The organism is Amycolatopsis thermophila, assembly GCF_030814215.1.
Taxonomy (GTDB): Bacteria; Actinomycetota; Actinomycetes; order Mycobacteriales; family Pseudonocardiaceae; genus Amycolatopsis_E; species Amycolatopsis_E thermophila.
In genome coordinates, this window is the sequence record NZ_JAUSUT010000001.1 from 2,090,269 (window position 1) to 2,116,249 (window position 25,981).

General features: G+C 69.8%; 26 protein-coding genes and 1 tRNA gene. 18 read left to right on the forward strand and 9 right to left on the reverse strand.

The genetic code is table 11. From position 1 onward, the window contains the following. Positions 1-45: 45 nt before the first annotated feature. The 3 genes from FB470_RS10345 to FB470_RS10355 form a co-directional block, all read right to left on the reverse strand. Entirely contained in the window at positions 46-897 is an 852-nt protein-coding gene (locus FB470_RS10345) for an Fpg/Nei family DNA glycosylase (RefSeq protein WP_306990675.1), read from the reverse strand. 2 nt (positions 898-899) lie between these two features. Next, a complete protein-coding gene (locus FB470_RS10350; RefSeq protein WP_306990676.1) occupies positions 900-1,340 on the reverse strand; it encodes a DUF983 domain-containing protein in 441 nt (146 codons plus the stop codon). An 84-nt stretch (positions 1,341-1,424) separates the two neighbouring features. Continuing rightward, a complete protein-coding gene (locus FB470_RS10355; RefSeq protein WP_306990677.1) occupies positions 1,425-2,876 on the reverse strand; it encodes a sigma-70 family RNA polymerase sigma factor in 1,452 nt (483 codons plus the stop codon). Positions 2,877-3,100: 224 nt separating this feature from the next. Here FB470_RS10355 and FB470_RS10360 point away from each other — a divergent pair. Next, positions 3,101-3,173, forward strand: a tRNA-Gly gene (locus FB470_RS10360). 481 nt (positions 3,174-3,654) lie between these two features. Here FB470_RS10360 and FB470_RS10365 read toward each other — a convergent pair. The 5 genes from FB470_RS10365 to FB470_RS10385 form a co-directional block, all read right to left on the reverse strand. Further along, positions 3,655-5,985 carry an oxidoreductase gene (locus FB470_RS10365; RefSeq protein WP_306990678.1) on the reverse strand — a complete coding sequence of 777 codons (2,331 nt, stop codon included), beginning with the start codon at positions 5,983-5,985 and terminating at the stop codon, positions 3,655-3,657. A gap of 72 nt (positions 5,986-6,057) precedes the next feature. Further along, complete coding sequence (locus tag FB470_RS10370) at positions 6,058-6,816, reverse strand: amino acid ABC transporter ATP-binding protein (RefSeq protein WP_306990679.1); 759 nt, start codon at positions 6,814-6,816, stop codon at positions 6,058-6,060. Next, positions 6,813-7,622, reverse strand: a complete 810-nt coding sequence (locus FB470_RS10375; RefSeq protein WP_306990680.1) for an amino acid ABC transporter permease — start codon at positions 7,620-7,622, stop codon at positions 6,813-6,815. The genes FB470_RS10370 and FB470_RS10375 overlap by 4 nt, the downstream gene beginning before the upstream one ends. A gap of 30 nt (positions 7,623-7,652) precedes the next feature. Next, a complete protein-coding gene (locus FB470_RS10380; RefSeq protein ID WP_306990681.1) occupies positions 7,653-8,474 on the reverse strand; it encodes an ABC transporter substrate-binding protein in 822 nt (273 codons plus the stop codon). Between the two features lie 155 nt (positions 8,475-8,629). Beyond that, positions 8,630-10,057: a M20/M25/M40 family metallo-hydrolase gene (locus FB470_RS10385; protein ID WP_306990682.1), complete on the reverse strand. Its 1,428-nt coding sequence runs from the start codon at positions 10,055-10,057 to the stop codon at positions 8,630-8,632. 452 nt (positions 10,058-10,509) lie between these two features. Between FB470_RS10385 and pdhA the strand changes: the two genes are divergently transcribed. The 16 genes from pdhA to FB470_RS10465 all read left to right on the forward strand — a co-directional run bounded on the left by pdhA (position 10,510) and on the right by FB470_RS10465 (position 22,983). Continuing rightward, positions 10,510-11,742, forward strand: coding sequence for a pyruvate dehydrogenase (acetyl-transferring) E1 component subunit alpha (gene pdhA / locus FB470_RS10390; protein WP_306990683.1), 1,233 nt, complete (start codon positions 10,510-10,512; stop codon positions 11,740-11,742). After that, entirely contained in the window at positions 11,742-12,770 is a 1,029-nt protein-coding gene (locus FB470_RS10395) for an alpha-ketoacid dehydrogenase subunit beta (RefSeq protein WP_306990684.1), read from the forward strand. The genes pdhA and FB470_RS10395 overlap by 1 nt, the downstream gene beginning before the upstream one ends. Before the next feature lie 6 nt (positions 12,771-12,776). Continuing rightward, a complete protein-coding gene (locus FB470_RS10400; protein ID WP_306990685.1) occupies positions 12,777-14,081 on the forward strand; it encodes a dihydrolipoamide acetyltransferase family protein in 1,305 nt (434 codons plus the stop codon). Positions 14,082-14,199: 118 nt separating this feature from the next. Then, positions 14,200-14,748 carry a TetR/AcrR family transcriptional regulator gene (locus tag FB470_RS10405; RefSeq protein WP_306999174.1) on the forward strand — a complete coding sequence of 183 codons (549 nt, stop codon included), beginning with the start codon at positions 14,200-14,202 and terminating at the stop codon, positions 14,746-14,748. A gap of 35 nt (positions 14,749-14,783) precedes the next feature. Continuing rightward, on the forward strand, positions 14,784-16,703 hold the full coding sequence (locus tag FB470_RS10410) for an ABC transporter ATP-binding protein (protein WP_306990686.1): 1,920 nt from the start codon (positions 14,784-14,786) through the stop codon (positions 16,701-16,703). A 154-nt stretch (positions 16,704-16,857) separates the two neighbouring features. After that, on the forward strand, positions 16,858-17,175 hold the full coding sequence (locus FB470_RS10415) for a hypothetical protein (RefSeq protein ID WP_306990687.1): 318 nt from the start codon (positions 16,858-16,860) through the stop codon (positions 17,173-17,175). Beyond that, complete coding sequence (locus FB470_RS10420) at positions 17,172-17,696, forward strand: DUF3558 domain-containing protein (protein ID WP_306990688.1); 525 nt, start codon at positions 17,172-17,174, stop codon at positions 17,694-17,696. The genes FB470_RS10415 and FB470_RS10420 overlap by 4 nt, the downstream gene beginning before the upstream one ends. Before the next feature lie 199 nt (positions 17,697-17,895). Continuing rightward, entirely contained in the window at positions 17,896-18,027 is a 132-nt protein-coding gene (locus tag FB470_RS10425) for a hypothetical protein (RefSeq protein WP_306990689.1), read from the forward strand. After that, the gene (locus FB470_RS10430; RefSeq protein WP_306990690.1) at positions 18,024-18,356 is read left to right on the forward strand and encodes a hypothetical protein; all 333 of its coding nucleotides are present in this window, start codon (positions 18,024-18,026) and stop codon (positions 18,354-18,356) included. The genes FB470_RS10425 and FB470_RS10430 overlap by 4 nt, the downstream gene beginning before the upstream one ends. Next, positions 18,353-18,553 (forward strand): DUF3558 domain-containing protein, encoded by a 201-nt coding sequence (locus tag FB470_RS10435; protein ID WP_306990691.1) that lies wholly within the window; start codon positions 18,353-18,355, stop codon positions 18,551-18,553. Before FB470_RS10430 ends, FB470_RS10435 begins: the two co-directional genes overlap by 4 nt. A gap of 21 nt (positions 18,554-18,574) precedes the next feature. After that, a complete protein-coding gene (locus FB470_RS10440; RefSeq protein ID WP_306990692.1) occupies positions 18,575-19,096 on the forward strand; it encodes a DUF3558 domain-containing protein in 522 nt (173 codons plus the stop codon). A gap of 21 nt (positions 19,097-19,117) precedes the next feature. Beyond that, a complete protein-coding gene (locus tag FB470_RS10445; protein ID WP_306990693.1) occupies positions 19,118-19,639 on the forward strand; it encodes a DUF3558 domain-containing protein in 522 nt (173 codons plus the stop codon). Between the two features lie 109 nt (positions 19,640-19,748). Further along, on the forward strand, positions 19,749-20,261 hold the full coding sequence (locus FB470_RS10450) for a DUF3558 domain-containing protein (protein WP_306990694.1): 513 nt from the start codon (positions 19,749-19,751) through the stop codon (positions 20,259-20,261). 79 nt (positions 20,262-20,340) lie between these two features. Continuing rightward, positions 20,341-20,784: a hypothetical protein gene (locus tag FB470_RS10455; protein ID WP_306990695.1), complete on the forward strand. Its 444-nt coding sequence runs from the start codon at positions 20,341-20,343 to the stop codon at positions 20,782-20,784. Positions 20,785-20,942: 158 nt separating this feature from the next. Continuing rightward, a complete protein-coding gene (locus tag FB470_RS10460; protein WP_306990696.1) occupies positions 20,943-21,299 on the forward strand; it encodes a DUF3558 domain-containing protein in 357 nt (118 codons plus the stop codon). A gap of 94 nt (positions 21,300-21,393) precedes the next feature. Continuing rightward, the gene (locus tag FB470_RS10465; RefSeq protein WP_306990697.1) at positions 21,394-22,983 is read left to right on the forward strand and encodes a hypothetical protein; all 1,590 of its coding nucleotides are present in this window, start codon (positions 21,394-21,396) and stop codon (positions 22,981-22,983) included. On the opposite strand, the gene FB470_RS10470 is transcribed toward FB470_RS10465, so the two are convergent. Then, complete coding sequence (locus FB470_RS10470; protein WP_306990698.1) at positions 22,980-24,614, reverse strand: hypothetical protein; 1,635 nt, start codon at positions 24,612-24,614, stop codon at positions 22,980-22,982. The genes FB470_RS10465 and FB470_RS10470 overlap by 4 nt on opposite strands. Before the next feature lie 131 nt (positions 24,615-24,745). Between FB470_RS10470 and FB470_RS10475 the strand changes: the two genes are divergently transcribed. Beyond that, positions 24,746-25,981, forward strand: coding sequence for a hypothetical protein (locus FB470_RS10475; RefSeq protein WP_306990699.1), 1,236 nt, complete (start codon positions 24,746-24,748; stop codon positions 25,979-25,981).

Consider the following 25,981-nt stretch of genomic DNA (forward strand, 5'->3'; position numbering starts at 1 on the left):
CAGCGCACTTTCTGTGCTGACTTCGCCACCCTGTGGTGTGACGCGCTACTTGAGCAGCCGCGACAGCCTCCGGTCCGCCAGCGGCTTGCCCCCGGTCTGGCAGGTCGGGCAGTACTGGAACGACTTGTCGGCGAAGGACACCTCACGCACCGTGTCCCCGCACACCGGGCAAGGCAGGCCGGTGCGGGCGTGCACCCGCATGCCGGAGCGCTTCTCGCCCTTGAGGCGGGCCGCGTCCTGGCCCACCGACCGCTCGACGGCGCTGGTCAGGATCTCGTGCATCGCCGTGGCCAGCCGGTCCAGCGCCTCGTCGGGCAGCTTGCCCGCGGTCGCGAACGGCGACAGCTTCGCGGCGTGCAGGATCTCGTCGGAGTAGGCGTTGCCGATCCCGGCGATCACGGCCTGGTTCGTCAGCACCCACTTGAGCCGCTCGGTCTTGCCGGCCAGCAGCCCGGCGAGCGCCTCCCGGTCCAGCGACAGCGCGTCCGGGCCGAGCCGGGCGATGCCGGGCACCTCGTGCGGATCGCGGACGACCCACACCGCCAGGCCCTTCTTCGTGCCGGCCTCGGTCAGGTCGAACCCGCGGTCTCCGAAGTGGACGCGCAGCGCGATCGGGCCCTTGCCCGGCTTCGGCGGCGTGGGCGAGAGGTTGTCCGCCCAGCGCAGCCAGCCCGCACGCGCCAGGTGCACCACCAGGTGCAGGCCATCGCAGTCGAGGTCGAGGTGCTTGCCGAACCGGCCCGCGCCGGTGACCTCCCGCCCGTGCAGCTCGGTGTAGGGCGGGTCGAACGTCTTGAGCACGGCCAGCGACGCCACGTCGACGCGGCTGACCAGCCGCCCCACCGCGTGTTCGCGCAGGTGGTGCGCCAGCGCTTCGACCTCGGGCAACTCCGGCATCGCTACTCCATCGGCCGCAGCGGGCCCTCGAAGTCCGGGCCCGCCTCCCGCTGGATCGTCTTGGCGATCCTGGTCAGCTCACCGCGGACGCTGAACATGCCGGAGATGATGCCGACCCAGCGCTCCGGCGGGGGCTCTCCGGTGACGCCGCCGTCGGTCTCCGCGACCACCGTCCACGGCCGGTTCAGCACCCATCGCAGCGGGAAGAACACCACGATCAGCAGCAGGCCGTAGATCACCCACGGCGGCACCACGACGGAGTCGGGCAGCCAGGCCACGAGGATGACGGCCAGCAGGATGCACACGGCCAGCATCGCGATGCCCGGGCCGTAACTGCCGGAGATGTCCCGCTCGAAGTCCTCGGCGGTTGCCGGGCGGCGCCATTCCATCTGCGCCCGGACGACCCACTCGCGGCCGTCGCCTCCCCGCACCACGCGGTTCATCTTCGCTGCCTCCCGCTACGGTCGTTCGCCCGGACAACCGTAGCGTGATCGCGGGCCGGGGCGCGAGACGCGGAAAAAGATCGACTACTCGGAGGACCCCTGGCCGGAGCGGTCGTCACCGCGGCCCCGGTCCTGCTGAAGCCACCACCACCAGCCCGGCCCGTGGTCCGGCTCGGACGCCGTCGGCTTCTGCTTGTCGCGACCCCAGCCCTTGCCCGGCTTGTCGTCGGAGTCCGGCTTGTCCTTGGTCGTGTAGGTGGTGCCGTCCGTGGTCGGCAGGTCGTCGCGCGCGCTACCGCTGGAGGACGGCTCCGACGGCCGCGTGGGCTCGACCGGGTCCGACCGGCCGCTGCCCGTGCTCGTCCCCTCCGCCGTCCGATGCGCGGGCGGGTCGGCGGGCTTCGTCGGCTCGACGGGCGGCGGGGCCTGCTGGTGCTGCTGCACGGGCGCCTCGTCCGCGGGCGCGCCCGGATAGGGCACCGTCACCTCGTCCGGCGCGATCAGCACCGACGGCGGCGAGCTCAGCTGCGACTCCGGCTCCGCGATGCGCAGTTCGACCCCGCCCTGCGCGGGCAGGCCGATCGGCTGGGACTCGTCGACCACCGCCGGCCCGACCGCGAACCCGACGACACCCGCGGCGGTGGTCGAGGCCAGCACGACCCCGATCTTGAGCTTCGACACCAGCATCGTCTTGAGCGTCGTCAGCACCCCGCACGACGTGCCACCACCGGCCGCACCGCCCGCCACGGCCACCGACGCCGGCACCAGCATCGCGACCACACCGGCGTGCGCGCGCAGCGACGAGCACACGTCCCGCAGCTCGGCGTGCATCGCCCGGCACGACGCGCACCCCAGCAGGTGACCGCGGATCCGGCGGGCCTCCGCGCCGGTCACACTGCCGGCCGTGTAACCGCCCAGTTTTTCGATCACCCCGCGACAGCTGACGTCCGAAGTCCGGTTCATCGCCAGGTGCGCCTGCAGGTAGGCCGCGCGCAGACCCTGCCGGGCCCGCCGCGCCAGCGCCGCCGTGGCGTTCGCGCTCAACCCGAAGTTCGGCGCCACCACCGCGGGCTGCTCGCCCTCCACCTCGGTCTGCCACAACACCGTCCGCCAGCGCTCCGGCAGACTCGTGAACGCGGTCGTGATCAGGCTGTGCTCGGCCGTGCGGGCGTGCGCGTCGGCACCCGCGCCCGCGCGGTGCGTCAGCTCGTCATCGGTCACCGGCACATCGCGGCGCGCACCGTGCCACTCCCACGACACGCGGCGCGCCACCGTCAGCAGGTACGCGCGGATGTGCTCCTTGGGACCGTTCCCGCGGCGCAACGCCTGCAGCACGCGGAAGAACGTTTCGGCGGTGATGTCCTCCGCCTCGGACGAATCGGCGGCCAGACCCCGGGCCAGCCGGCGGACGGCGGAGGCATGCAGCTCGAACAGCTCCCGGAACGCGGCGTCCTCACCGGCACGAAGCCGGCCCAGAAGCGCGGCCTCGTCCTCCGATGCCGAGCGCTGTTCCGGCACCGCCGCGTCGTCCATCATGCGGCCAGCCACCTCCTCCCCCGCGGGACTAACCCGTTCGGTTGAATGGAGACACCATACGGAGCGAAACGCTCGGCGTCACCCCTTGTACTCCCGGAGTGACCAGGTTCCCTCCGACAGGCGACACGCCTCCCCACCACCCAAGATCACCCCCGAACGACCACCCCGTCAACCCGGCGAATCGCACCGGTATAGACTGGGCCTCGCCCCGCTCGACGGGGCATGCGGACGTAGCGCAGCTGGTAGCGCATCACCTTGCCAAGGTGAGGGTCGCGGGTTCGAATCCCGTCGTCCGCTCGCACCTGGCGCACCCCTGCTCGCGCTTCACGCTTCGCCGGGGGTGCTCGCCATCGCATTGGGGGTCGAACCCCCAAACCCCCGCCAGGGAGGGCTTCGCCCCCCTGGACCCCCCCGCGGTGCCGGTTTCGTTCGTTGGTGGCCTTGGTTGCCGAGCATCCCTGCCCGGGGCCCACCAGGATGGCTTCGCCCCTCGATTTCGCCGGGGTGCCGGTTTCGTCGTCGGTGGCCTTGGTCAACACCGGAAGGACCGCTTGCACGTCGCCGCGGTGCCGGGCCCGCCCGGGACGCCTTCCCCCTGGACCCCCCGCCGCGGTGCCGGTTTCGTTCGTTGGTGGCCTTGGTTGCCGGGCATCCATGCTCATGTACGCGCAGGGCCGGCCCCACCAGGATGGCTCCGCTACTCGATTTCGACGCGGTGCCGGTTTTCCGTCGTGGCTGGTCGAGTTCACCTCATCGTGTGGGTGGGCGGGTCTCCGGGCTAGGAATCGCGGCGGATCATTCGGCCGGCGCCGGCGGCGACGGTGGTGGCGAGGATCCAGCCCATCGCGGTGAAGCCGTTGCTCACCCACTTGTCCAGGTCGTGCATGTACCAGCGGCCCTTGTTGCCGAAATCCACGATCGGCACCAGCAGATCCGCCGTGTACAACACCGGGTTCCACTCCAGCCCCGTCTCCTGCTGGTCCACCGCGCACCGCGGGCCGCTGACCATGTACCGGCCCGGGTCGCTCGTGCACGGGTCGGTGCCGGCGCCGAAGTAGACGCTGCCGGCCGCGAGCAACGCGATCAGCCACGCCAGCGCCCGCACCGGGCGGTAGCCGTACCCGACCATCCACCGCTGCAGCCAGCTCCACAACCGCACGCCCGGCCCGAGGACGCGGTAGCCCCGGGCGAGGGCCTCGTAGCGGTACTGCTGCTTCTTGAACAGCACCGTCGAGGCGTGCTCCTCGTTGCCGCTGTTGCGCAACATCGCGGCGAGCTGGTCGTAGGGACCCGGCCGGTACCCGGCCATCGCGGTGCGCAGCCGCTCGATGCGGTCCCGCACCGCGGCGTCGTCCTTCATGTCGATCGGCCGCTTGAGGACGTCGTACCGGAAGTCCTCCAGCTCGATCCCGCCCTCCGCCTGCCAGAACGCGTCGTTGTCCTCCAGCGTCTGGCAGTGCGCGTGCCGCAGCACGACAGTGCCGCTGGCGGGCTCGCCGAAGTTGAGCAGGAACTCGTCGGCGCCCACATCGCTGGCGTCGAGCGCGATCGCGTGCTTGTTGAACGAACCCAGCACGGCGCCGGTGAAGTCGATGCGCCGGCCCGCGGTGGCGCCGTCCATGTTCACGCCGCCCTCGGCGTGGAACGGCTGCTCACCGGCGTTGGTGAGGGTGATGTCCCGGCCGACGCGCACCGTGCGCAGGTCCACCGAGAAACTGGTGCGGTTGCGCACCGCGGGTTTGGTGACGTCGGTGCCGTAGAGGTAAACGCTTCCGCCGACCTCGATGCCCTGCAACCGCAGCGTGCCCTCGACGGTCGCCTCGTGCAGGTGGAAGTTGCCGGCCACCTTCATCCGGCGCGCCGACACCACGTCCCGCTTGGCGTGGCTCAGGTGCGCCCGCCCGGCGAGCATGTTCCCGCGCACCGTCACGTCCGCCATGCGCAGCTGCCCCGACGGGATCTCCAGACCGGTCGCCTCCAGGTCACCGCTGATCTGGCAGCCGTCGAGGTGCAGCGCGCGGTCGTAGAACGGCTCGACAGCGCCGCGCGGCACCGTGATCCGGGCGCGGGCGAGCCGCAGGGTGCCGCCGATGCGGGCGTTGATCATGCGCAGCGTGCCGATCGCGGACAGGCCGTCGGACAGCTCCACGTTGCCGTCGACCTGCCAGCGGTCGCCGACCAGCGCCGGCCACGGGTCGACGTAGGGGTCGCTGGACTTCCACGCCTCGACCACGATCCGGCCCTGCTGGTCGCTTTCCAGCTCGGCGGCGCGCAGCACGATGTCGCCGTTGACGCGCATGCTCGGCAGGTGCAGCACGCCGTGCGCGGAGAACGGCTGGCGGGTGCTGGCCGCACCGTAGCTGTCGACCTCGCACAGGAGGCTGCCGCCGATGTGCGCGCCGTTGCCGTCGAGCGCGAAACCGTCCGGGTTGCGCAGGCGGGCGCCGGAGAAGTTGACGTTACCGCCGGTCAGCATGCCCGGGAGGCGGACCTCGCCGTCGGTCTGCATGCGGTAGGCCAGCAGCGCGCCGGCGATCTTGAGCCGGTCGGCCTGGATCGCGCGGCCCTGCGGGTAGTCGACCTCGGTGCGGGTCAGGACCACCGAGCCCTCCACCACGGCGTCGGTGAGGTTGATGGCCGCGTCCGGCACGCCGCGTTCACGGGTGTCGCCGCGCTGCACGGCCGTCTCGTGGTCGACGTTGTCCGGCAGGACCTGCACGACGCAACGGATGAGCCGGACGTCGTTGCGGCTGCGCAGGTTGCGGGCCTTGAGGCCGGGCAGCCAGCAGCGGCGGAAGACCAGCCCGAGGATCTTGGCCTCGCGCACGTCCGGCGGGTACTCGAAACGGCAGTTCTCGAACCGGAACAGGCAGTCCAGGTCCGCGCCGCGCAGATCGAGACGACCGGTGATGTAAGCGTTTTCCACCGCGACGATCGGGGCGTTGCTGGCCTGCCGCCGCCAGCGCAGGAGGCTGCCGCCGCTGCCGGGTTCGAGGAGCGGTTTGAGCAGCTCCTCGGCGGCGAGGTGGTAGCGCCGATCGGGAATTCCGCGGAACGGATCGAGGGCAGGCAGCTCGCGCTCGACCTGACCCGGCTGACCACCCGGCATCCGTGCACCCCTCCCCGCGACGATCGCCACCCGGCTTGGACGATCGTCGCGGACGAGGGGTTCCCGGCGCTACTACTCGTCCACGTGCGCGGGGTTCAGCACGCGCGAGAGGAACGCCTGCGTGCGTTCGTGTTGCGGGTCGCCGATCACCTGGTCCGGTGGGCCCTGCTCGACGACCACCCCGCCGTCCATGAACAGCACGACGTCGGCCACCTCGCGGGCGAACTGCATCTCGTGGGTGACCACGAGCATCGTCATGCCGTCGCGGGCCAGCTGGCGCATCACGGCGAGCACGTCGCCGACCAGTTCCGGGTCCAGCGCGGACGTCGGCTCGTCGAACAGCATCACGTCGGGGTTCATCGACAGCGCCCGCGCGATCGCGACGCGCTGCTGCTGGCCGCCGGACAGCTGTGTGGGCAGCGACCGTTCCTTGCCGGTCAGCCCGACCTTGCGCAGGTTCTCCAGCGCGACCCGCTCGGCCTCGGCCTTGTCCCGCCGGAGGACCTTGCGCTGCGCGATGGTCAGGTTGTCCAGCACCGACAGGTGGCTGAACAGGTTGAACGACTGGAACACCATGCCGATGCCCCGCCGCGCGCGGTCGATGTCGATGTCCGGGTCGGTCACCTCGAACCCGTTCACCACGACCGTGCCGCCGTTGGGCTCCTCCAGCAGGTTGACGCAGCGCAGCAGCGTCGACTTGCCGGAACCGGACGGCCCGATGATGCAGACGACCTGTCCCTGCCGCACCTCGAGGTCGATGCCCTTGAGCACCTCCAGCCTGCCGAACGCCTTGTGCAGCCCGGTCACCTGGACGATCACGTCGCCGCTCACGCCTCGACCTCCAGTCCCCGCTCGCTCTTGCGCCCGGTGCGGCGCTCCAGGTACCGCGACAGGTAACCCAGCGGCAGCGTGATGATCAGGTAGCACAGGCCGGCGAGCAGGATCGGCGTCAGCGACCCCGTCGCGTTGAGGCCCTCGCGGCCGAACTTCGTCAGCTCGTACTCGTCGCGGGCCAGGCCCAGCAGGTAGATCAGCGACGAGTCCTTGGTGAGCAGGATCAGCTCGTTCGTCAGCGGCGGCAGGATGATGCGGAACGCCTGCGGGATCACGATCGACATCATCGCCCGCCCCTGGGACATGCCCAGCGACCGCGCCGCCTCGCGCTGCCCGGCGGGCACCGCCTGGATGCCGGCCCGGATCGTCTCCGCCATGTAGGCGGAGCCGACCAGGCCGAGCGACAGCATGACGGTCGAGTAGATGTCGAACTTCAACCCGAACGCCAGCGGCACACCGAATCCGAGCGTGATGAACACCAGCAGCGCCGGCACACCGCGGAAGAACTCGATGTAGATCGTCGCGATCCAGCGGTACGGCCCGACCGACGACAGTTTCATCAGCGCCAGCACGAGACCGACGACCAGACCGAACACGAACCCCAGCGCCGTGTAGACGATGGTGTTGACCAGCGCCGTCGTGATGATGCCGGGGAACTGCTTGCTCGCGGCGTCCACGTTGAAGAACGCGCGCTGGATCTCGCCCCAGTCGGCCACGAAGACCAGCACCAGGATGACGATCACCAGCAGCGCGTACTGCGCGGCCCGGAACGCCTGGGCGCGCTTACGGCGAGACATCGCCACGGGAGAACTCCTCGCAGAAGCGGTGCGCGGTCACTTGCTTTCCGGCAGCCTGTTGAACCACTTCTGGTAGATCGCGTCGTAGCGGCCGTCCGCCTTGGCGGCGTTGATCACCTCGTTGACCTTGGCCAGGAGCGCACCGTTGCCCTTCCGGACCGCGACACCGTACTGCTCGCCGGTCTTGAACTCGGTGGTCACCTCGACGTCGGGGTTGGTCTTGAGGAACTCGTAGTGCACCGCGTTGTCGTTGATGCCGGCGTCGATCTGCCCGGTCTTGACGGCGCTCTGCTCGAGGGCCAGGTCCTCGAACTGGACCACCTCGTAGCCGTACTGGGCCTTGTTCTGGTTGGCGTAGTCCTCGCCGGTGGTGCCCTGCTGGACGCCGAGCTTCTTGCCGCGCAGCTTCTCCAGGCTGTCGATGCCGGAGCCCTTCTTGACCAGCAGCGCCTGGTTGGCGTCGAAGTAGCCGACCGAGAAGTCCATCACGGACTGCCGGGTCGGGGTGATGGTCATCGCCGCGGCGGCGACGTCGCACTGGCCGGTGTTCAGCGACTCACCGGACTCGATGCCCTCGAAGGGGGTGTCGAAGATCTTCTGCTGGACGCCCAGGTTCTGCGCGACGAGGTCCACGAGGTCCACGTCGAACCCGACGGTCTTGTCACCCTCGGTGAACTGGAACGGCGCGTACGGCAGGTGCGTACAGGTGGTGAGGAAACCGAACTCCTTGAAGGTGATCTGCCCGCCGGCCTGGGTGTCGCCGCCGGAGCCGACCTTCTCGGCGCAGGCAGTCGCGGTCGCGGCGACAGCCAGCGCGGCCGACAGAACAAGCGCATTGCGTAACGATCGACGCGACACGGTTTACTCCTAGTAGGTCATACTTATTGAGTGCACGCATCCTGCCACTACTCGGCGGTCACGGACAGCGTCGAGTGGTCACGGCCGCATTTCGGGTCCACCCGGTAACCGGCCGGTAACACACGGGTGACCAGGAGCGCGGCGGAGCGGCCGGGTCAGCCGCGGGCGTGCGCGTCCAGCATGTGCGCCACCGCTTCCGTCAGACGCTGGGCCTGCGGCAGGTGCAGCCACTCGTTGGGGACGTGGGCGTTCGAGTCGGGGCCGAGCGCACCGGTGACCAGGAACTGGGCCTCCGGGTACTTCTCGCCCAGCAGGCCCATGAACGGGATCGATCCGCCGAGTCCGACGCTGCGCCACGGGGCCCCGAACACCTCGTCGCTCACCTTCTCCAGCGCCGCGGCCAGCCACGGCGAAGCGTCCGGCGCGTTCCAGCCGTCCGCGGCCTCCACTCCGGACAGTTCCACCGCGGCGCCGTACGGGACGTCCGAGGTCAGCGCCTTCTCCACGGCGTTCAGCGCCGCCGCCGAATCCGCGGTCGGCGGGAGGCGGAAGCTCAGTGCCAGCGTCGTCGAGTCGCGCAGGACGTTGCCCGCGTTCGCCGGCTCCGGGAAGCCCGCCGCGCCGATCACGGACAGCGTGGGCCGCCACGACTGGTTCAGCAGCAGCTCCAGCTCGTCGTCCGACACCGGGCTCATGCCGGGCAGCAGCGGGAACGAGCCGCGGATCGCCCCGGGCGCCACCGCCACGGTCGCGGCCGCCTCCTCGCGGCGGTTCGCGGGGATCTCGACGTTGAGCTCGGCCAGCTTGATCGCACCCGTGGCCGCGTCCTCGATGCGGTCCAGCAACTGCCGCAGCACCCGGAACGAGCTCGGCACCACCCCGCTGGCCAGGCCGGAGTGCGCGGCCGCCTCCAGCACCCGCACCGTGACGTGCACCTGCGCGAGCCCGCGCAGGCTCGTCGTCAGCCACAGCCGCTCGTAGTCGTTGCCGCCCGAGTCCAGGCACACCACGAACGTCACGCGCCCCAGCCGCTCGGACAGGTGCTCGAGGTAGACCGGCAGGTCGGGACTGCCCGACTCCTCACCGGTCTCCAGCAGGATCACCGACCGCGCGTGCGCACCGCCGGCCGCGTGCACGGCCTCGAGCGCGGCGGTCGCCGTGTAGCCGGCGTACCCGTCGTCCGCCGAGCCGCGGCCGTACAGCCTGCCGTCCCGGACCACCGGCGTCCACGGGCCGAGCCCCTCGGCCCAGCCGCCGACCGGCGGCTGCTTGTCGAGGTGGCCGTACAGCAGGACCGTGCCGCGGTCCTCCGCGCCGGGCGTCGCCGGGACGTCGACCAGCAGCACCGGGCTGCGGCCGTCCACCTGCACGACGTCGAGCGTCGCGCCGGGCAGCCCGCGGCCGCTGATCCACTCCTGCACGTGCCGCACCGCGGCGGCGAGGTGCCCGTTGGCGGCCCAGTCCGGGTCGAACGCCTGTGACAGGGCGGGGATCTCCACCAGGCCGGACAGGCTCGGCAGAACCTCGTCGGCCCAGAGGCGCTGGACGGTTTCACGCACGGTCGTCTGCTCCACCCGCGTCATTCTGCCAGCCGGCCGCCGGTCGGACTGGCCACGCTCGAGGACAACGTCACGTCACCGGAGGCGCGGCGGTACCAGTTCACCACGGCCAACCCGCAACCGGGGCACGTGACGCAGGTCACCACGGCGAGGACGGCGGGCCGCCTCCGGAGCGCGTGGCGCGACGGAGGTGGCCGCAGGTCGGATCCGGGCAGGTGAGCGCGCGCCCGCACGGCCGAATATCGGTGGCTCGTCCGTCGGGCTTCCTAGCGTTTCCCCAGCTCAGGGGCCGCTTTACGGGCAACAAATCAGGCGCGGATCTGCACTGCGGGGCCGTCTTCGTGTCAGGATGTCCCCGTAAGCCGTCACGGCCGACGGCTGCCGAGCGCTTCGGACCCGAAACGCCGGTGGCCGCCGGTCACAGCCACCAGCGGCCGCCACAAGCGGCCTCGTGGCAGGACACCGAGGAGAACGCCATGCCGTCCCCCGAACAGTGGACGCACCCGGAGCCCGGCGAAGGACCGGCCGCACAGGCCGCCCAACCATCGCGGGAGCAGGTGATCGCCGGTTTGCGAAACACGGACGCGGGTGGTGCTGAGGTGACTCAGCTGCTCACCCCCGAAGGCGAGCGAATCGCCTCACCCCAGTTCGACCGCTACATCTCCGACATCGATCCGGAAGCACTGCGCGGGCTCTACCGCGACATGGTGCTGGTCCGCCGGGCCGACCGGGAAGCCAACGCGATGCAGCGCCAGGGCCAGCTGGGCATCTGGGTCCCGCTGCTGGGCCAGGAGGCCGCGCAGGTGGGCTCCGGCCGCGCGCTGAAGCCGCAGGACATGGCCTTCCCCAGCTACCGCGAACACGGCGTGGCCTACACCCGCGGTGTCGACTTCAAGGAACTGCTGGGCATCTTCCGGTGCACCGACCACAGTGGCTGGGACTTCAAGGCCCACGGCTTCCACCCGTACACCATCGTGATCGGCAACCAGGTGCTCAACGCCGCCGGTTACGCCATGGGACAGAAGTTCGAGGGGCGTGTCGGCAACACAGACGGCGACGGGAACCCGTCGAGCACCGATGAAGCGACGATCGTCTACTTCGGCGACGGCGCCACCTCGCAGGGCGACGTGCACGAGGGCTTCGTCTGGGCCGCGGTCTACGACGCGCCGCTGGTGTTCTTCTGCCAGAACAACCAGTGGGCCATCTCCGAGCCGACCGAGCGCCAGTCCCGGCTGCCGCTGTACCAGCGCGCCCGCGGCTACGGCTTCCCCGGCATCCGCGTCGACGGCAACGACGTGCTGGCCTGCCTCGCGGTGACGCGGTGGGCACTCGAGGAATGCCGCCACGGCAACGGCCCGGTGCTGATCGAGGCGTTCACCTACCGCATGGACGCGCACACCACCACCGACGACCCGACGCGCTACCGGCTCTCCGACGAGCTGGAGGTGTGGAAGCACAAGGACCCGATCGAGCGCGTGCGCGTGCACCTGGCGCGCAACGGTCACGCCGACCAGGCGTGGTTCGACCAGATCCAGTCCGAGGCCGACGCGTTCGCCGCGGACCTGCGCGAGTTCTGCTTCAACATGCCCGAACCCCCGCCGGAACGCGTGTTCGCGAACGTCTACGCCGAACCGTCCCCGGTGCTCGACGCCCAGCGCGACGAGTACCTGTCCTACCTCGCCGGTTTCGTGGAAGCGGGTGAGCGCTGATGGCCGCCCCGGTTCAGTCCCGAGTGGACAGCGCGGCTCCCACCGCGCAGAAGCTGACCATCGGCAAGGCCCTGAACATGGGTCTGCGCGCGGCGATGGAAGCCGACGACAAGGTCGTCATCCTCGGCGAGGACGTCGGCAAGCTCGGCGGCGTCTTCCGCATCACCGACGGGCTGCAGAAGGACTTCGGCGAGCAGCGCGTGCTGGACACCCCGCTGGCCGAGTCGGGCATCATCGGCACCGCGGTCGGCCTGGCCGTGCGCGGGTTCCGTCCGGTGTGCGAGATCCAGTTCGAAGGGTTCATCTTCCCCGGTTTCGACCAGATCTCCTCCCAGCTGGCGAAGCTGCACTACCGGACCCAGGGCAAGATCAAGGTCCCGGTGGTCGTGCGGGTGCCGTTCGGCGGCGGGATCGGTGCCGTCGAGCACCACTCCGAGTCGCCGGAGTCGCTGTTCGCGCACATCCCCGGCCTGAAGGTCGTGTCGTGCTCGAACCCCACCGACGCGTACTGGATGATCCAGCAGGCCATCGCGTGTGACGACCCGGTGCTGTTCTTCGAGCCCAAGCGGCTCTACCACAACGGCCAGCTCAAGTCCGAAGTGGACACCTCGCAGCCGGCCGGGCCGCTGTTCGCCTCGCGCGTGGTTCGGCAGGGCACCGACTGCACGCTGGTCGCGTACGGGCCGTCGGTGAAGGTGTGCCTCGACGCCGCGGCGGCGGCCGCCGACGAAGGCCGGTCGCTGGAGGTCATCGACCTGCGGACGATCTCGCCGCTCGACCTCGGGCCGGTGTTCGAGTCCGTGCGGCGCACCGGACGGCTGGTCGCCGTCAGCGAGGCCTCGGCGGAGTCGTCGGTCACCTCCGAGATCGCGGCGCGCGTGCAGCAGGAGTGCTTCTACTCGCTGGAGGCGCCGGTGCTGCGCGCCACCGGGTTCGACACCCCGTACCCGCCGTCCAAGCTCGAGGAGCACTTCCTCCCCGACCTGGACCGGGTGCTGCACACCGTCGACCGCGCGATGGGCTGGTGAGGCGGGGTGCCCGAGTACAAGCAGTTCCTGCTCGCCGACACCGCCGAAGGCCTGACCGAGGCCGAGATCCTGAACATCCGCGTCCAGCCCGGTGACGAGGTCACGGTCAACCAGATCGTGGCGGAGGTGGAGACCGCCAAGGCCGCGGTCGAGCTGCCGATCCCGTGGGCCGGCGTGGTCACCGAGGTGCTCGCCGAGCCCGGGGCGACCGTCGAGGTCGGGGCGCCGCTGCTGACCGTCGACGTCGACCCCGCCGGCGCTTCGTCCGCTCCGGAGTCCGCGGCGGCCGTGAACGGTTCGGCCGCCGCGCCCGCCGAGGAGGAGATGAAGCCGCTGGTCGGCTACGGGTCGAAGATCACCGAGGCCCGGCGCCGGCCGCGGCGGGCTCCGCAGGCCGCACCCGCCGCCGCGGCGGCACAGGCGTCGCCGACCACACCCGCCCCGCCCGCGCGGGGCGGGTACGTGCCGTTGGCGAAGCCGCCGGTGCGCAAGCTCGCCAAGGACCTCGGTGTCGACCTGTCGACATTGACCGGGTCGGCGGAAGGCGGTGTCATCACGCGCGAGGACGTGGAGCGGGCCGCCCGACCGGCCGCGCCGGAACCGTCCGCCGGGGTCCGCGAGCGCCGGGTGCCCATCAAGGGCGTTCGCAAGGCGACCGCGCAGGCGATGGTGTCCAGCGCGTTCACCGCGCCGCACGTGACGGAGTTCCTGACCGTCGACGTCACGCCGATGATGGAGCTGCGCGAGCGGCTGAAGAAGCACCCGGACTTCGCCGGGGTGCGGCTGACGCCGCTGGCGTTCGCCGCCAAGGCGGTCTGCATGGCGGTGAAGCGGACGCCGGACGTGAACGCGTCGTGGGACGAGGCGGCCGGCGAGATCGTCTACAAGGACTACGTGCACCTGGGCATCGCCGCGGCGACGCCCCGCGGGCTCGTGGTGCCGAAGATCCGGGACGCGGACGCGATGTCGCTGCCCGAGCTGGCGCGGGCGCTGGACGAGCTGACCACGACCGCGCGCGAGGGCAAGACGCCGCCCGCGGACATGCTGGACGGGACGATCACGATCACCAACGTGGGCGTGTTCGGCGTCGACACCGGCACGCCGATCATCAACCCGGGCGAGGCCGCGATCCTGGCCTTCGGCGCGATCAAGGACGCGCCGTGGGTGGTGGACGGACAGCTCGCGGTGCGGAAGGTGCTGCAGCTCTCGCTCAGCTTCGACCACCGGCTGGTCGACGGGCAGCAGGGCTCGCAGTTCCTCGCCGACGTCGGCGCGCTGCTGGCCGATCCGGCGATGGCGATCACGTACTGAGTTCCGCCGGGGCCGCGCCGTGGCCGGCGCGGCCCCCTTGTCATCCCCTTGACGGAGTGAGTGCTCACTCCGCACACTGGGCGGCATGACCGCTCCCCCCAGACGCCGAGCACCCGGCATGAGCCCCGAGGACCGGCGCCGGATGATCGTGCAGGCCGTGCTGCCGCTCGTCGTCGAGCACGGCGCGGCCGTCACCACCGCGCAGATCGCCCGCGCCGCCGGGATCGGCGAGGGCACGATCTTCCGCGCGTTCCAGGACAAGGACGAGCTGATCGACGCCTGCGTGGCCGAGGCGCTCAAACCGGACAGCGCGCTGGCGGCGATCGCCGAAATCCCGCTCGACCAGCCGCTGCCCGGCCGGCTCACCGAAGCCGCGGAGGCGCTGTCGGCGCACCTGGAGCGGATGGGCGCGCTGATGTCGGCGCTGCACTCGTCCGGCCGGCTCAAGCGCGGCGAGCCGCGGAAGGGCTCGCGGACGGCGTCGTTCGCCGCCATGCGCGAGGCCATCGCCGAGCTGTTCACCCCCGAAGACCGGCTGCGGCTGCCCGCCGAACAGCTGGCCGGGGTCTTCATGTCGTTGCTGTTCTCGCGCCGTCGCGACGACCAGACGGGATTGTCCACGGCGGAGCTGATCGACGTGTTCCTGCACGGGGCGGTGAGCGCATGATGCACGGGGGCGGGGCGCCGATCGGGGTGCGCCGGATGCTGCGGAAGGCAAGCAGCTCGGTCGCGCAGAGCGGGCTGACCGGTCCGGTCGACATCCCGGATCCGGTGCGCGAGGACGAGCCGAAGGACCTGCGGTCACGGTGGCAGCGCTTCCGGCGGTCCGCGGGCGGGACGGTCCGCGGACTGCCGCGGGTGATCAAGCTGGCCTGGGAGGCCGGCCCGGTGATGACCGTCCTGATCGCACTGTCCGCATTGGTCAGCGGCCTGATGCCGACGGGCACCGCCTACGTGGCGAAACTGCTGCTGGACGCGGTGGTCGCCGCCGTGCAGGGGCGCAGCGGTACCGGGCGGATCGTCGAACTGGCCGCACTGGAGTTCGGCGTGTTCACGGCGACCGCGATCAGCACGGCCCTGACGAACGCGGCCCAGCAACTGCTGCAGGAACGGATGACGCTGTCGATCCGGCACCGGGTCATGGCCCACGCGAGCCGGCTGGACCTGCAGTTCTTCGAGGACTCGGAGTCCTACGACCAGCTGCGGCAGGCGTCGCAGGAGGCGCCGCAGCGGCCGGTGTCGATGCTGACGTCGGCGCTCGGGCTGATCCGGACGTCGATCACGTTCGCGAGCATGGTGGCGCTGCTGGTGTCGGTGAGCCCGCTGCTGGCGGCGGTGGCGCTCCTCGCGCCGGTTCCGGCGTTCATCTCGCAGTCGAAGTACGGGTCGCGGGCGTTCCTGCTGACGCTGTTCATGTCACCGATCCGGCGGCGCATGGACTACCTGAACTCGCTGGTCACCACCGACACCTACGCCAAGGAGACCAAGCTGTACGGGCTGGGGCCCTACCTGGTGGACCGGTTCCGGCGGCTGGGGCAGAACTACTACGCGCGCGAACGCAGGCTGACGATGCGGCGGAACTTCGTGGGAACGGCCTGGAGCCTGCTGTCCACCTTGGCCGGTTCGGGGATCGCGCTGTACATCGCGCTGGAGGCGGTGGCCGGGCGGCTGACGATCGGGGACCTGGCGTTGTACACGGCGGCCGCGGCGGCGGTGCAGACGTCGGTGCAGGGGTTGTTCAACGGGTTTTCCGGCATGTACGAGAACAACCTCTACCTGGACACGCTGTACCAGTTCCTGGCGACGTCGCCGCGGATCGCGCCGCCACCGGACCCGGTGCCGCTGCCGGAGCCGGTGCGGGGGCACATCGAGTTCCAGGACGTGTCGTTCAGCTATCCGGGTTCCGACGAGCGGGCGCTGGACGGGGTTTCGTTCGAGATCCGGCCCGGTGAGACGGTCGCCGTCGTGGGGCGGAACGGGGCCGGCAAGTCGACGCTGATCAAGCTGCTGTGCCGGCTGTACGACCCGACGGCGGGGCGGATCCTGCTGGACGGGGTGGATCTGCGGGCGTTCGACCCGGACGAGCTGCGGACGCGGATGTCGGCGATGTTCCAGGACCACGTGACCTACCAGGGCACGGCGGCGGAGAACATCGGGCTGGGGCAGCTGTCCGCACTGGACGACCGCGCGCGGATCGAGGATTCCGCGGCCAGAGCGGGGGTCGGGGAGCGGATCTCACGGCTGCCACGCGGGTTCGACAGCCCGCTGGGCCGGTGGTTCGACCAGGGGGTGTCGCTGTCCGGCGGGGAGTGGCAGAAGATCGCCCTGGCGCGGGCCTTCATGCGGGACGCGCCGATCCTGGTGCTGGACGAGCCGACGTCGGCACTGGACGCCGCCGCGGAACACGACCTGTTCGCGCGGCTGCGCACGCTGTCCCGGGGCCGGACGACGCTGTACATCTCGCACCGGTTCTCGACGGTGCGGCAGGCCGAGAAGATCCTGCTGTTCGACCGGGGCAAGCTGGCGGAGGAGGGAACGCACGAGGAGCTGATGTCGTCGGGCGGCGAGTACGCCGCGCTGTTCACCCTCCAGGCGGCGGCCTACCTGGAGGAAGCGGTGTAGCTCTCTGCGACCGGTCACATCGAAGCTGTGACAGGGCGGCACCTCACACGCTACGGTTTCATCGGTGCGAGGCGAGGACCATGACCGAGAACGATCTGGCAGCGCAGGTAGCGGACGTCTTCGGTGGAGAGGACCAGCTGAACGTGCTTGGGCGGTGGACGAGGAGACCGGAACGCACCTGCGGCGCGCCGTCGAGCAGATGCAGCAGCGCTTGAGCGATATCAGCCCGAGGATCTACATGCTGCAACAAGCGCCGACATTTGGAAATGACAAGTACGCTAGACAGGCTGCCGCGCACTTTCTCTTCGCCATGGACTCCGACAGTCGATCACTTGTCAAAGTGTACTTCGCGGCCTTGGATTTGCTCCGCACCCTTCACCAGGCGATCGACGTAGCAATCAGTAAGTACGACGCTTCGGACGAAGCGGCACGCGAAACTCTCTCCACCTTCAGAAACCTGGATCGTCAGTGAAAACCCATCTCCGCATTGCCCGAGCTTTCGTGGGCTTTGCCAGCCTTGCGCTGACGGTGAGCGCCTGCGCCACCACTGTGACCGGAACGGCGTCCCCCGCACCCGTTACGAGTAGCAGTTCCCCCTCCGCGGATGTGTTCGCCAATCTCAATGCTTGCCGGCTTATCGATCAACTCAATGCGGGACAGGGGTTCAACCCCGGCGAGAACAAAAGTGCTCGAAACCAGTGCGTAGCTGTGAAACCGAGTTTCGGATCGTATGCCTTGGCGTGGGACTCCGCGCAAGGCCTCAGCGACTTCGCCAGGACGAACAACGGAGTGGTGAACATCTCCATCAATGGACGCGCGGCAATGCAGGCAGACACCGGACTCGGCGGGTGCGCAGTCGCGATCGGGGTGAGCGAACACGCTCGAGCGCTGGTCATCGCGACGTTGCCGAACGTCGCCGATCAGGCCCAACTCTGTTCGAGCGCACGTGCCTTCGCCGAACGCGTCGAACCGTTGCTGCCGAAGGTTCAGTGAACTTCGCGTTGATTTCCGAATCCCGAACGCGGCGGAGGCTGTGACAGCGCGTCAGGGGTCACGCTACGGTGCTGATGAGCGAGGGAGGGACGATGACCGACGACGCGAACGGCGTAGCCGCCCAGGTAGCGGACGTCTTCGGCGGCGAACAGCAGCTGAACACCATGAACGCCGACGCGAAACGCATGCCCTCGTCCGGGTGTTCGAAGCAGCCGGCAAAACCCTGGCCACCCTTGTCCGGGCCATCGACACCGCCATCAGCAAATACGACGCCTCGGACGAGGCTGCGACCGACGCTCTCAGCACGTTCAAGGACCAGGAATCTCGGTGAGGATCAACATTCTCGTCGCCACGGCCGTGACGGGCGTCTTCGGCATCGCTCTGTCCCTGTCCGCGTGCACCAGCACGGTCACCGGCACCGCTTCACCAGCCGCCAGTGCGAGCACCGGCACGACCCCGACGAACTCCGACGTGTTCGCCGGTCTCAACGCGTGCCAGGTGCTGGATCAGCTCAACGCCGGGCAGGGATTCGAACCTGGGCGGAACATCAGCGCGCGCAACCAGTGCAACGCCACGAAGCCCGGCTTCGGGTCGTACGCTCTGGCGCTGGATTCCGTTCAAGGCCTTTCCGGTTCGCTGCTGCGAACGCCGGCGCGGTGAACATCTCGATCAACGGGCGCGAGGCGATGCAGGCGAACACCTCCACCGGTGGGTGCGCGGTCGCGGTTGAGGTCACCGAACACGCTCGCGCGCTGGTCGTCGCCACGATGTCGGATGCGGGCCAGGACGCACAAGCGTGTCCGAACGCCCGAACCTTCGCCGAACGGCTCGAGCCGATGCTGCCGAAGATCCGGTGACGGTCCAGTTTTAGGAGTTCAATGGAAAAGCAAGCTCGTACTGCTGGGGCGTTTGCCGGCATCGCGTGCATTGCTTCGTTGCTGACCGGTTGCACCAGCATGGTAACGGGTACGGCGTCACCTGCGACGACAACCAACGCGACAACCGAAGCGGATGCATTCGCGGGTCTCAAGGCGTGCCAGCTCCTGGAGCAACTCAACGCCGGACAGGGATTCAACCCTGGCGAGAACAAAACTCGGCGCAACGAGTGCGGCGCTCTGAAACCTGGCTTCGCGTCGTACAGCCTCGTGCTGGATCCCGTACAGGGACTGGAAGAATTCGCCGCCACAAACACAGGCGTAGTGAACACCTCGATCAACGGTCGGGATGCCATGCAGGCAGATATTCCGACCGGAGGCTGCGCGGTCGCGATCAAGGTGGCAGAGCATGCGCGAGCCATGGCACTGGTGACAATGGTGCGAGCCAGCGAAGACGCTCAAGCGTGTCCCAATGCCCGGGCCTTGGCCGAGAGGGTCGAGCCGTTGCTTCCGAAAACCCGGTGACGGTCCAGTTTTAGGAGTTCAATGGAAAAGCAAGCTCGTACTGCTGGGGCGTTCGCCGGCATCGCGTGCATTGCTTCGTTGCTGACCGGTTGCACCAGCACGGTAGCGGGTACGGCGTCACCTGCGACGACAACCAAAGCGACAACCGAAGTGGATGCATTCGCGGGTCTCAACGCGTGCCAGCTCCTCGATCAACTCACCGCCGGACAGGGATTCAACGCCGGTGAAAACAAGAGTGCACGCAACCAATGCGTCGCTCTCAAGTCCGGCTTCGCGACGTTGGCCTTGGCGTTCGATTCCACACAAGGGCTCAGTGAATTTGCGGTGACGAACACCGGGGTGGTGAACAGTTCGATCAACGGACGCGACGCCATGCAAGCGAACACTTCGGCCAGCGGATGCGCGATCGCCATCGGGATCGGGGAGCACGCTCGCGCCCTCGTTGTGGCGACAATGGTGCGCTTCGAGGACAACGCACAGGCCTGTCCGACCGCCAAGGCATTCGCCGAACGTGTCGAGCCAATCTTGCCGAGAACGCGGTGACGGCCGACATTTTCCGGGACGGAACGGAGCATGCGTGCGCGGATCAGCAGTGCGGTCCGAATGACCGAACCCCTGGCAAGAGGGTCGATATCGCGCTAGCGAGGGGCCAATGAAGGCCGGCTCGTTCGTGGCCTGCCTCGCGTTGGTCGCGACCGCTTGTACGAGCACGGTCGCCGGCACGGCATCGCCTGCACCTACCACGAGCACGACCAAGCAGGCGGATGTGTTCGCCAATCTCAATGCTTGCCGGCTTCTCGATCAACTCAATGCGGGACAGGGGTTCAACCCGGGAGAGAACAAGAGCAACCGCAACCAGTGCATCGCCACGAAGCCGGAATTCGCCACATACGGCTTGGTGCTGGACTCGGTACAAGGCCTCACCGAGTTCGCCGTGACGAACGCCGGCGTGGTGAACACGTCGATCAACGGGCGGAACGCCATGCAGGCGGGAATCCCCACCGGCGGATGCGTTGTCGCGATGGAGGTCGGGGAGCACGCCAGCGCACTGGTGCTCGTCACGATGTCCGATGCCGGCCAGGACGCGCAGGGCTGCCCTAACGCCGAATCGTTCGCTGAACGAGTGGAGCCGTTGCTGCCGAAGCTTCAGCGAGCGTCCCGTTGATTTCCGAAATCCGACGCGGCGGACGCTGTGACAGCGCGTCAGGGGTCACGCTACGGTGCTGATGAGCGAGGGAGGGACGATGACCGACGACGCGAACGGCGTAGCCGCCCAGGTAGCGGACGTCTTCGGCGGCGAGCAGCAGCTGAACACCATGAACGCCGACGCGAAACGCATGCTGGCCGAGGCGCAGGCCGGAAACTGGGCGGTGGACGAAGAGACCGGTTCCCACCTGCGGCGGGCCGTCGAGCAGATGCGGACCGAACTGGGCAGGATCAGCCCGAAGATCTACCGCCTCCAGCAAGCCCCAAAACTGGGCAACGACTCGTACGCCAAGCAGGTCGCCGTGCATTTTCTCACGGCGATGGATTCTGACGACCAATCTCTCGTCCAGGTCTACCGAGCGGCCCGGGAGATGTTGGAAACTCTACACGAAGCCATCGACATCGCGATCAGCAAATACGACGCCTCTAACGAAGCCGCTACCGACGCTCTGTCAAGGTTCAAGAACCAGGAAACCCGTTGAGCACTCACCTTCGAGTCGGCTGGACACTCGCCGGGCTGGCCTGCCTCGGCCTCGCCACAACCGCTTGTACCAGCACGGTGAGTGGCACAGCCTCACCGGCTTCGAGCGCGCCCAGCTCGAGCACTGACGTTTTCGCCGGTCTGAACGCGTGTCGGATAGTGGAGCAGCTCACCGCGGATCAAGGATTCGGCCCCGGGGAGAACATCAGCAGCCGCAACGAGTGCGATGTCACGAAATACGATTTCGCCACGTACGGGCTGGCACTGGATCCCGTGCAAGGGCTGCCGGAGTTCGCCGCGGCGAACGAGGGCGAGGTGAGCCTCTCGGTAAACGGCCGTGACGCCCTGCAGGCGAACATCCCGACTGGCGGGTGTGCGATCGCGATCGCGGTCACAGAACACGCTCGCGCGATGGTGACGGTTTCGATGGCGCGCTACAGCCAGGACTCGGAGGCCTGCCCCAACGCGAAGGCGTTCGCCGAGAAGGTCGAGCCACTGCTCCCCAAGGCACGGTGATGGTGGATCGGGCACATCCGCACCCATCGGGGGCTTGATCGCGCTATCTTTTCGGTGACGTCCACCTGCGCGCAAGTTACCGAGGAGCCCCTGGATGAGTTGGCAGGATGAGCTGCGCCGTCTGGACGCCGAGCTCGCCAACGGCACCATCACCCAGCACCAGCACCGCAAGATGCGTGACGAGCTGCTCGCCGCGGCGTCGGGTGGGGGTGCGCCTGCGCCGGTTTCATCGCCGCTCGGGCGGGTTGATGGGGGCCAGCCGCAGTGGCAGAGCGCCAATCCCGCTCAGGCGGGGCCGTACCCGGGGTACGGCTACCCGGCGCAGGGGGCCGAGCCGGGGGCTCCGCAGGGTTACCAGGCGCCGGGCGCGTCGCAGGGTTACCAGGCCCTGGGGGCTCCGCAGCCTCACTTCGCACCGGGGCAGCCCTGGCCGCCTCAAGGCGGTCAGTGGCACGGTGAGCCGCAGGGCCAGCCGCAATCCGACACGCAGCAGCAAGGCGGTCAGTGGCACGGTGAGCCGCAGGGCCAGCCGCAATCCGACACGCAGCAGCAAGGCGGTCAGTGGCAGGGCGGGCCCCAGGGCCAGCCGCAACCCGACACGCAGCAGGGCGCGCAGCCGGCGGCGTCGCAGGATCAGGCGCCCACCGGCGCGGAAGCCACCACGCAAGCCGCGCAGGCCCCACAGGCCGCGCACGCCCCGCAGGCTGATCCGCAGCACGGCGTCCAGCAGGCCGCCCCCCGGGATGGGTCGCAGCAAGCGACGGGGCCGACCACCCAGCCGCAGGCGGAGGGGCCGGAACAACCGGCGAGTCCGTTCGACACCGAGGGCCCCACGCAGAGCGTCTCGGCCGCCTTGCTCGCCACCAGCCGCCCCACCAGTGCGCCCAGCCCGGCCGACGAGCGGGCCACCGACTCGATGCGCTTCCCCTCCATCGAGGACGCCCCGACGGTCATCACGAACCCCGTGCCGCCGCCGTCGCGGCGCTTGCCCGCCATGGCGCCGCCCCCGATGAACACCGGGCCGGTCCCCCAGATGCCCTTCGACCCGGCACCACGGCTGCAGACACCGCCCAAGCGCAAGCCGACGTGGCTCTTCGTCACGCTCGGCGTCGTCCTCGTCGTCGCGCTCGTCGCGGCCGGCGTCTGGTTCCTGCGCGACCCCGGCGGCACCAAGACCGCCGCGACCAGGCCCACCACCTCGGCCACCTCACCGGAGGCCGTCGAGGCGCGGCTGCCCACCCTCCCGGGCACGCCGAACCCCCACAACTCCATCATGACCGTCGACCAGGGCGTCGACCTCAAGCTGTACTCCCGCGAGGAGGGACAGCTGATGAAGACCAACGGCGCCACCCAGGTCGTCTTCCGCGGCTCCTCCCAAGGCCCCCAGGGCTACCTCGTCCTGGTCATCCCCGCCGGCACCCCCGAACACGCCGCCACCATCACCAAGGGCCTCTACGACCACGCCCTCACCGCCGGCCTGCAGACCGTCCCCGGCGGCTCCACCGACGCCAAGACCGTGACCGGCAGCAACGCCACCGGCCAGATGAGCGGCACCTGGTACACCTCCGGCCAGTACGCGGTCGCGATCTGGGTCTCCCAGAGCCTCGACGGCGACCCCAACGCCCTCACCGAACGCCTCGCCCAGACCAAGACCTCCCTGGGCACCGCGCTCCCGCCGAGCTAGGGCACCTGCCCCGGCCGCAGCACGTCACCGCAGCGGCCGGTCACCTGCCCGGCCCGCGCCTGCTCCACCGCGGGCACCGTGGCGCGGGCGTACGCGCGCAGCCGCACCAGGTCGTCGCCGTCGAGGGCGTCCAGCCGCACCCAGTCGCCGTTCCGACCGGTCCCGTCGAGCACCACCGCCACGTAGTCCCGCGCCAGCCGCGGGTCCGCGGTGATCCCCGTCAGCCCGCTCCACGGCACGTGCGAATGGATGAACGTCGGCCGCAGCTCGTCGAACACGTGGTCCCGCAGCCCGGCGAAGTCACCCGACGACACCAGATCCGCGATCCGCGCGTCCGCCAGACCGACCGAGTCCACCACCCGCAACCGGCTCGTCAGCGCCGTCCCGCCGATGTCCGGCAACAACACCGACCCCTCCCGCAGGCCGATCACGTCCGCGTACCCGTTGAACAGCCGCCCGTACCGCTCGACGATCTGGCACAACGGCACCACCGGACCACTCGCGAACCCGCGTCCGGAATCGGCCAGGGCCGGTGCGCTCGGCAGCGTCGCCGCCACCAGCACCGCCCCGAGCACCGCGCGCCACCGCACCGACAGCGCCCGCATCACCTCGACCGCGCACACCGCCGCGACCAGCGCCGCCATCGTCCACAACGGAGTCGCGAACCGGAACTCGCCGCCCGGCTCGGGGTTGAGCACGCAGTACGCGGCCAGTGCCAGCACCAGCGGCACCAGCCACCCCACCAACGGCCGTCGCAACGCCGGGACCAGCCAGAACGCCAACCCCACCGCCAGCAACCCGGCCAGCACGACCGGCCAGCCCAGGTACTCCACCGGCTCCGCCACGCGCGCCAGATCCGCCACCGAGGGCGGCTGCTGGTTCTTGGCCACCGCCGTGTTCGCCACCCAGCGCCCGAACTCCGCGTGCCGCCACAGCAGATATCCGCCGTAGGGCGCGGCGAACGCCAGTAGCGACACCCCGACCCCGGCCAGCGCACGCACCCGCCGCAGGAACACCAGCGCGACCAGCGGATACGCCGCCGCGAAGATCATCCCATCCGGCCTGGTCAGCGCCGCGAGCGCGGCCAGGAGCCCGGCGATCAGTCCGATCCGGACCGCGTGCACCCGCCCGTCCGCCACAGCCGATAACAGCAGCGCGGCCAGCCACGCGACGGCCAGCGCGTACAGCGGGTTCTCCAGACCGGACAGGCACCAGACCACGAACGACGGGATCGCGGCGAGCAGCCCGCCGGCGAACAACGTCACCAGCCAGGCCCACCTCGTGAGGCGTTTCACGGCGAAGTGGCACGCGGCGAGAATTCCCGCGCAGCACAGCAATCCGAGCGCCTTGGGAAAAACGACGTAATCGGGCACACCGAAGATCGCGCCCGTATCGAACAGACGCAGCACTTTCCCCAGCACCAGCAGCACGAGCCAGGCCGGGTTCGAAAACCCCTCGACCGGTTCCGCGCCGGGCTGGAGCACCGGACCGGCGCCCTCGACCAGGTCACGGGCGTACGCGAAGGTGATCCCCGCGTCGTCGTTGATCCAGTTCCCGTAGGCCCACCCGTGCAGGCCGATCAGCGCCGTGCCACCGGCGACCGCGGCCACGGCAGGCCAGCGTGCCGCCATTTCGCCCCCCTCGTGATCACACCCAACCAGAGCAAGGTCACGAATCGACCCTCACCGGCGATGAGCAGGGTAGGCGTGCACAATGTGCGTCGTCACCGTAGCGCTATCCGGCGGACGCGTTCCGCCTCGTCATGAGCAGATTAGGGGGCTACCGGGTGTCCTGGCAGGAGGAGTTGCGCAAGCTGGACGAGGAGCTTGCCTCGGGACGTCTCTCCGCGGACGACTACCGCGTCCGCCGGGACCAGGTGCTTTCGTCCGCCGTCTCCTACAGCGAGAACACACCCCAGCCGCAGCAGCCGGCGCCGCCCCAGCCGCCCGCGCAACCGGCTCAGCCCCAGTCGCAGCCGGCGGACAACTCCGCGGACTCGACGCAGGTGATCGCGCCCATCAGCCCGCCGCAGGGCACGCCGCAGCCGCAGAACTTCTCGGCCGAACCCACCCAGGCCGTGACCCCCAACTGGCAGGCCCGCCCGCCGGCCGACCCGGAGCGCACCCAGTACGTCGCCAACCCCTCCCCGCCGCAGGGGTTCCCGCAGGTGCCTGCCTCCCCGCCGCAGGGGTTCCCGCAGTCCGGCCCGCAGCCGTGGAACGCGCCCGAGTCCGACGCGACCCCGCCGTGGGGCGGCTCGGACTTCCCGCCGATCAGCCCGGTCGGCGGCTTCGCGCAGGGCCCGGAGGCCTTCGACGACAAGCCGTCCAAGGGCGGCAAGGGCAAGATCGCGTGGATCTCGGTCGCGGTCGTGGTGGTGCTCGTCGCCGCCGGGCTGACGATCTTCCTGACCACTTCCGGCGGCGACGACGAGCAGGCCGGGCCGACGACGAACCCGGCGCCCGCGCCGACCAGCGTCAACAGCAACGACCCGTACCAGCCGCTGCTGGACAAGATCCCGCCGACCGAGGGCACGCCGGACGGCCAGAGCGGTCTGCTGGCCACGAGCAGGCTGGTCGACCTGGGCATCATGGACTCCGGTGAGGCCGCGCTGCTGAGCACCCGCTCGGTGCAGGAGGTCGCGTGGCGCGGGTCGCAGCGCCAGCCGGACGCCAGCGGCCCGGGCAACGAGAAGATCTCGGTCATGGTCATCCCGCTGGACAGCAACGGGACGGCGACCGCGCTGGCCGGCCAGCTGCGCCAGTACTACGTGCGCAACGGCCTGGTGCTGATCAGCGACCAGCTGCCGAGCATCCCGTCGCAGGTGGTGTTCCACAAGCTGGTCGCCTCGCCGATCGTGTACCGCGGCACCTGGGTGTCGGGCAACAACCTGATCCGCGTCAACGTCACCCAGGGCGATCTGGCCGACGAGGCCGCGCTGTCGGGTGCCTACCAGCGGACCGTCCGCTCGATGCTGCTGCCCTATCCGGTGGGCTGA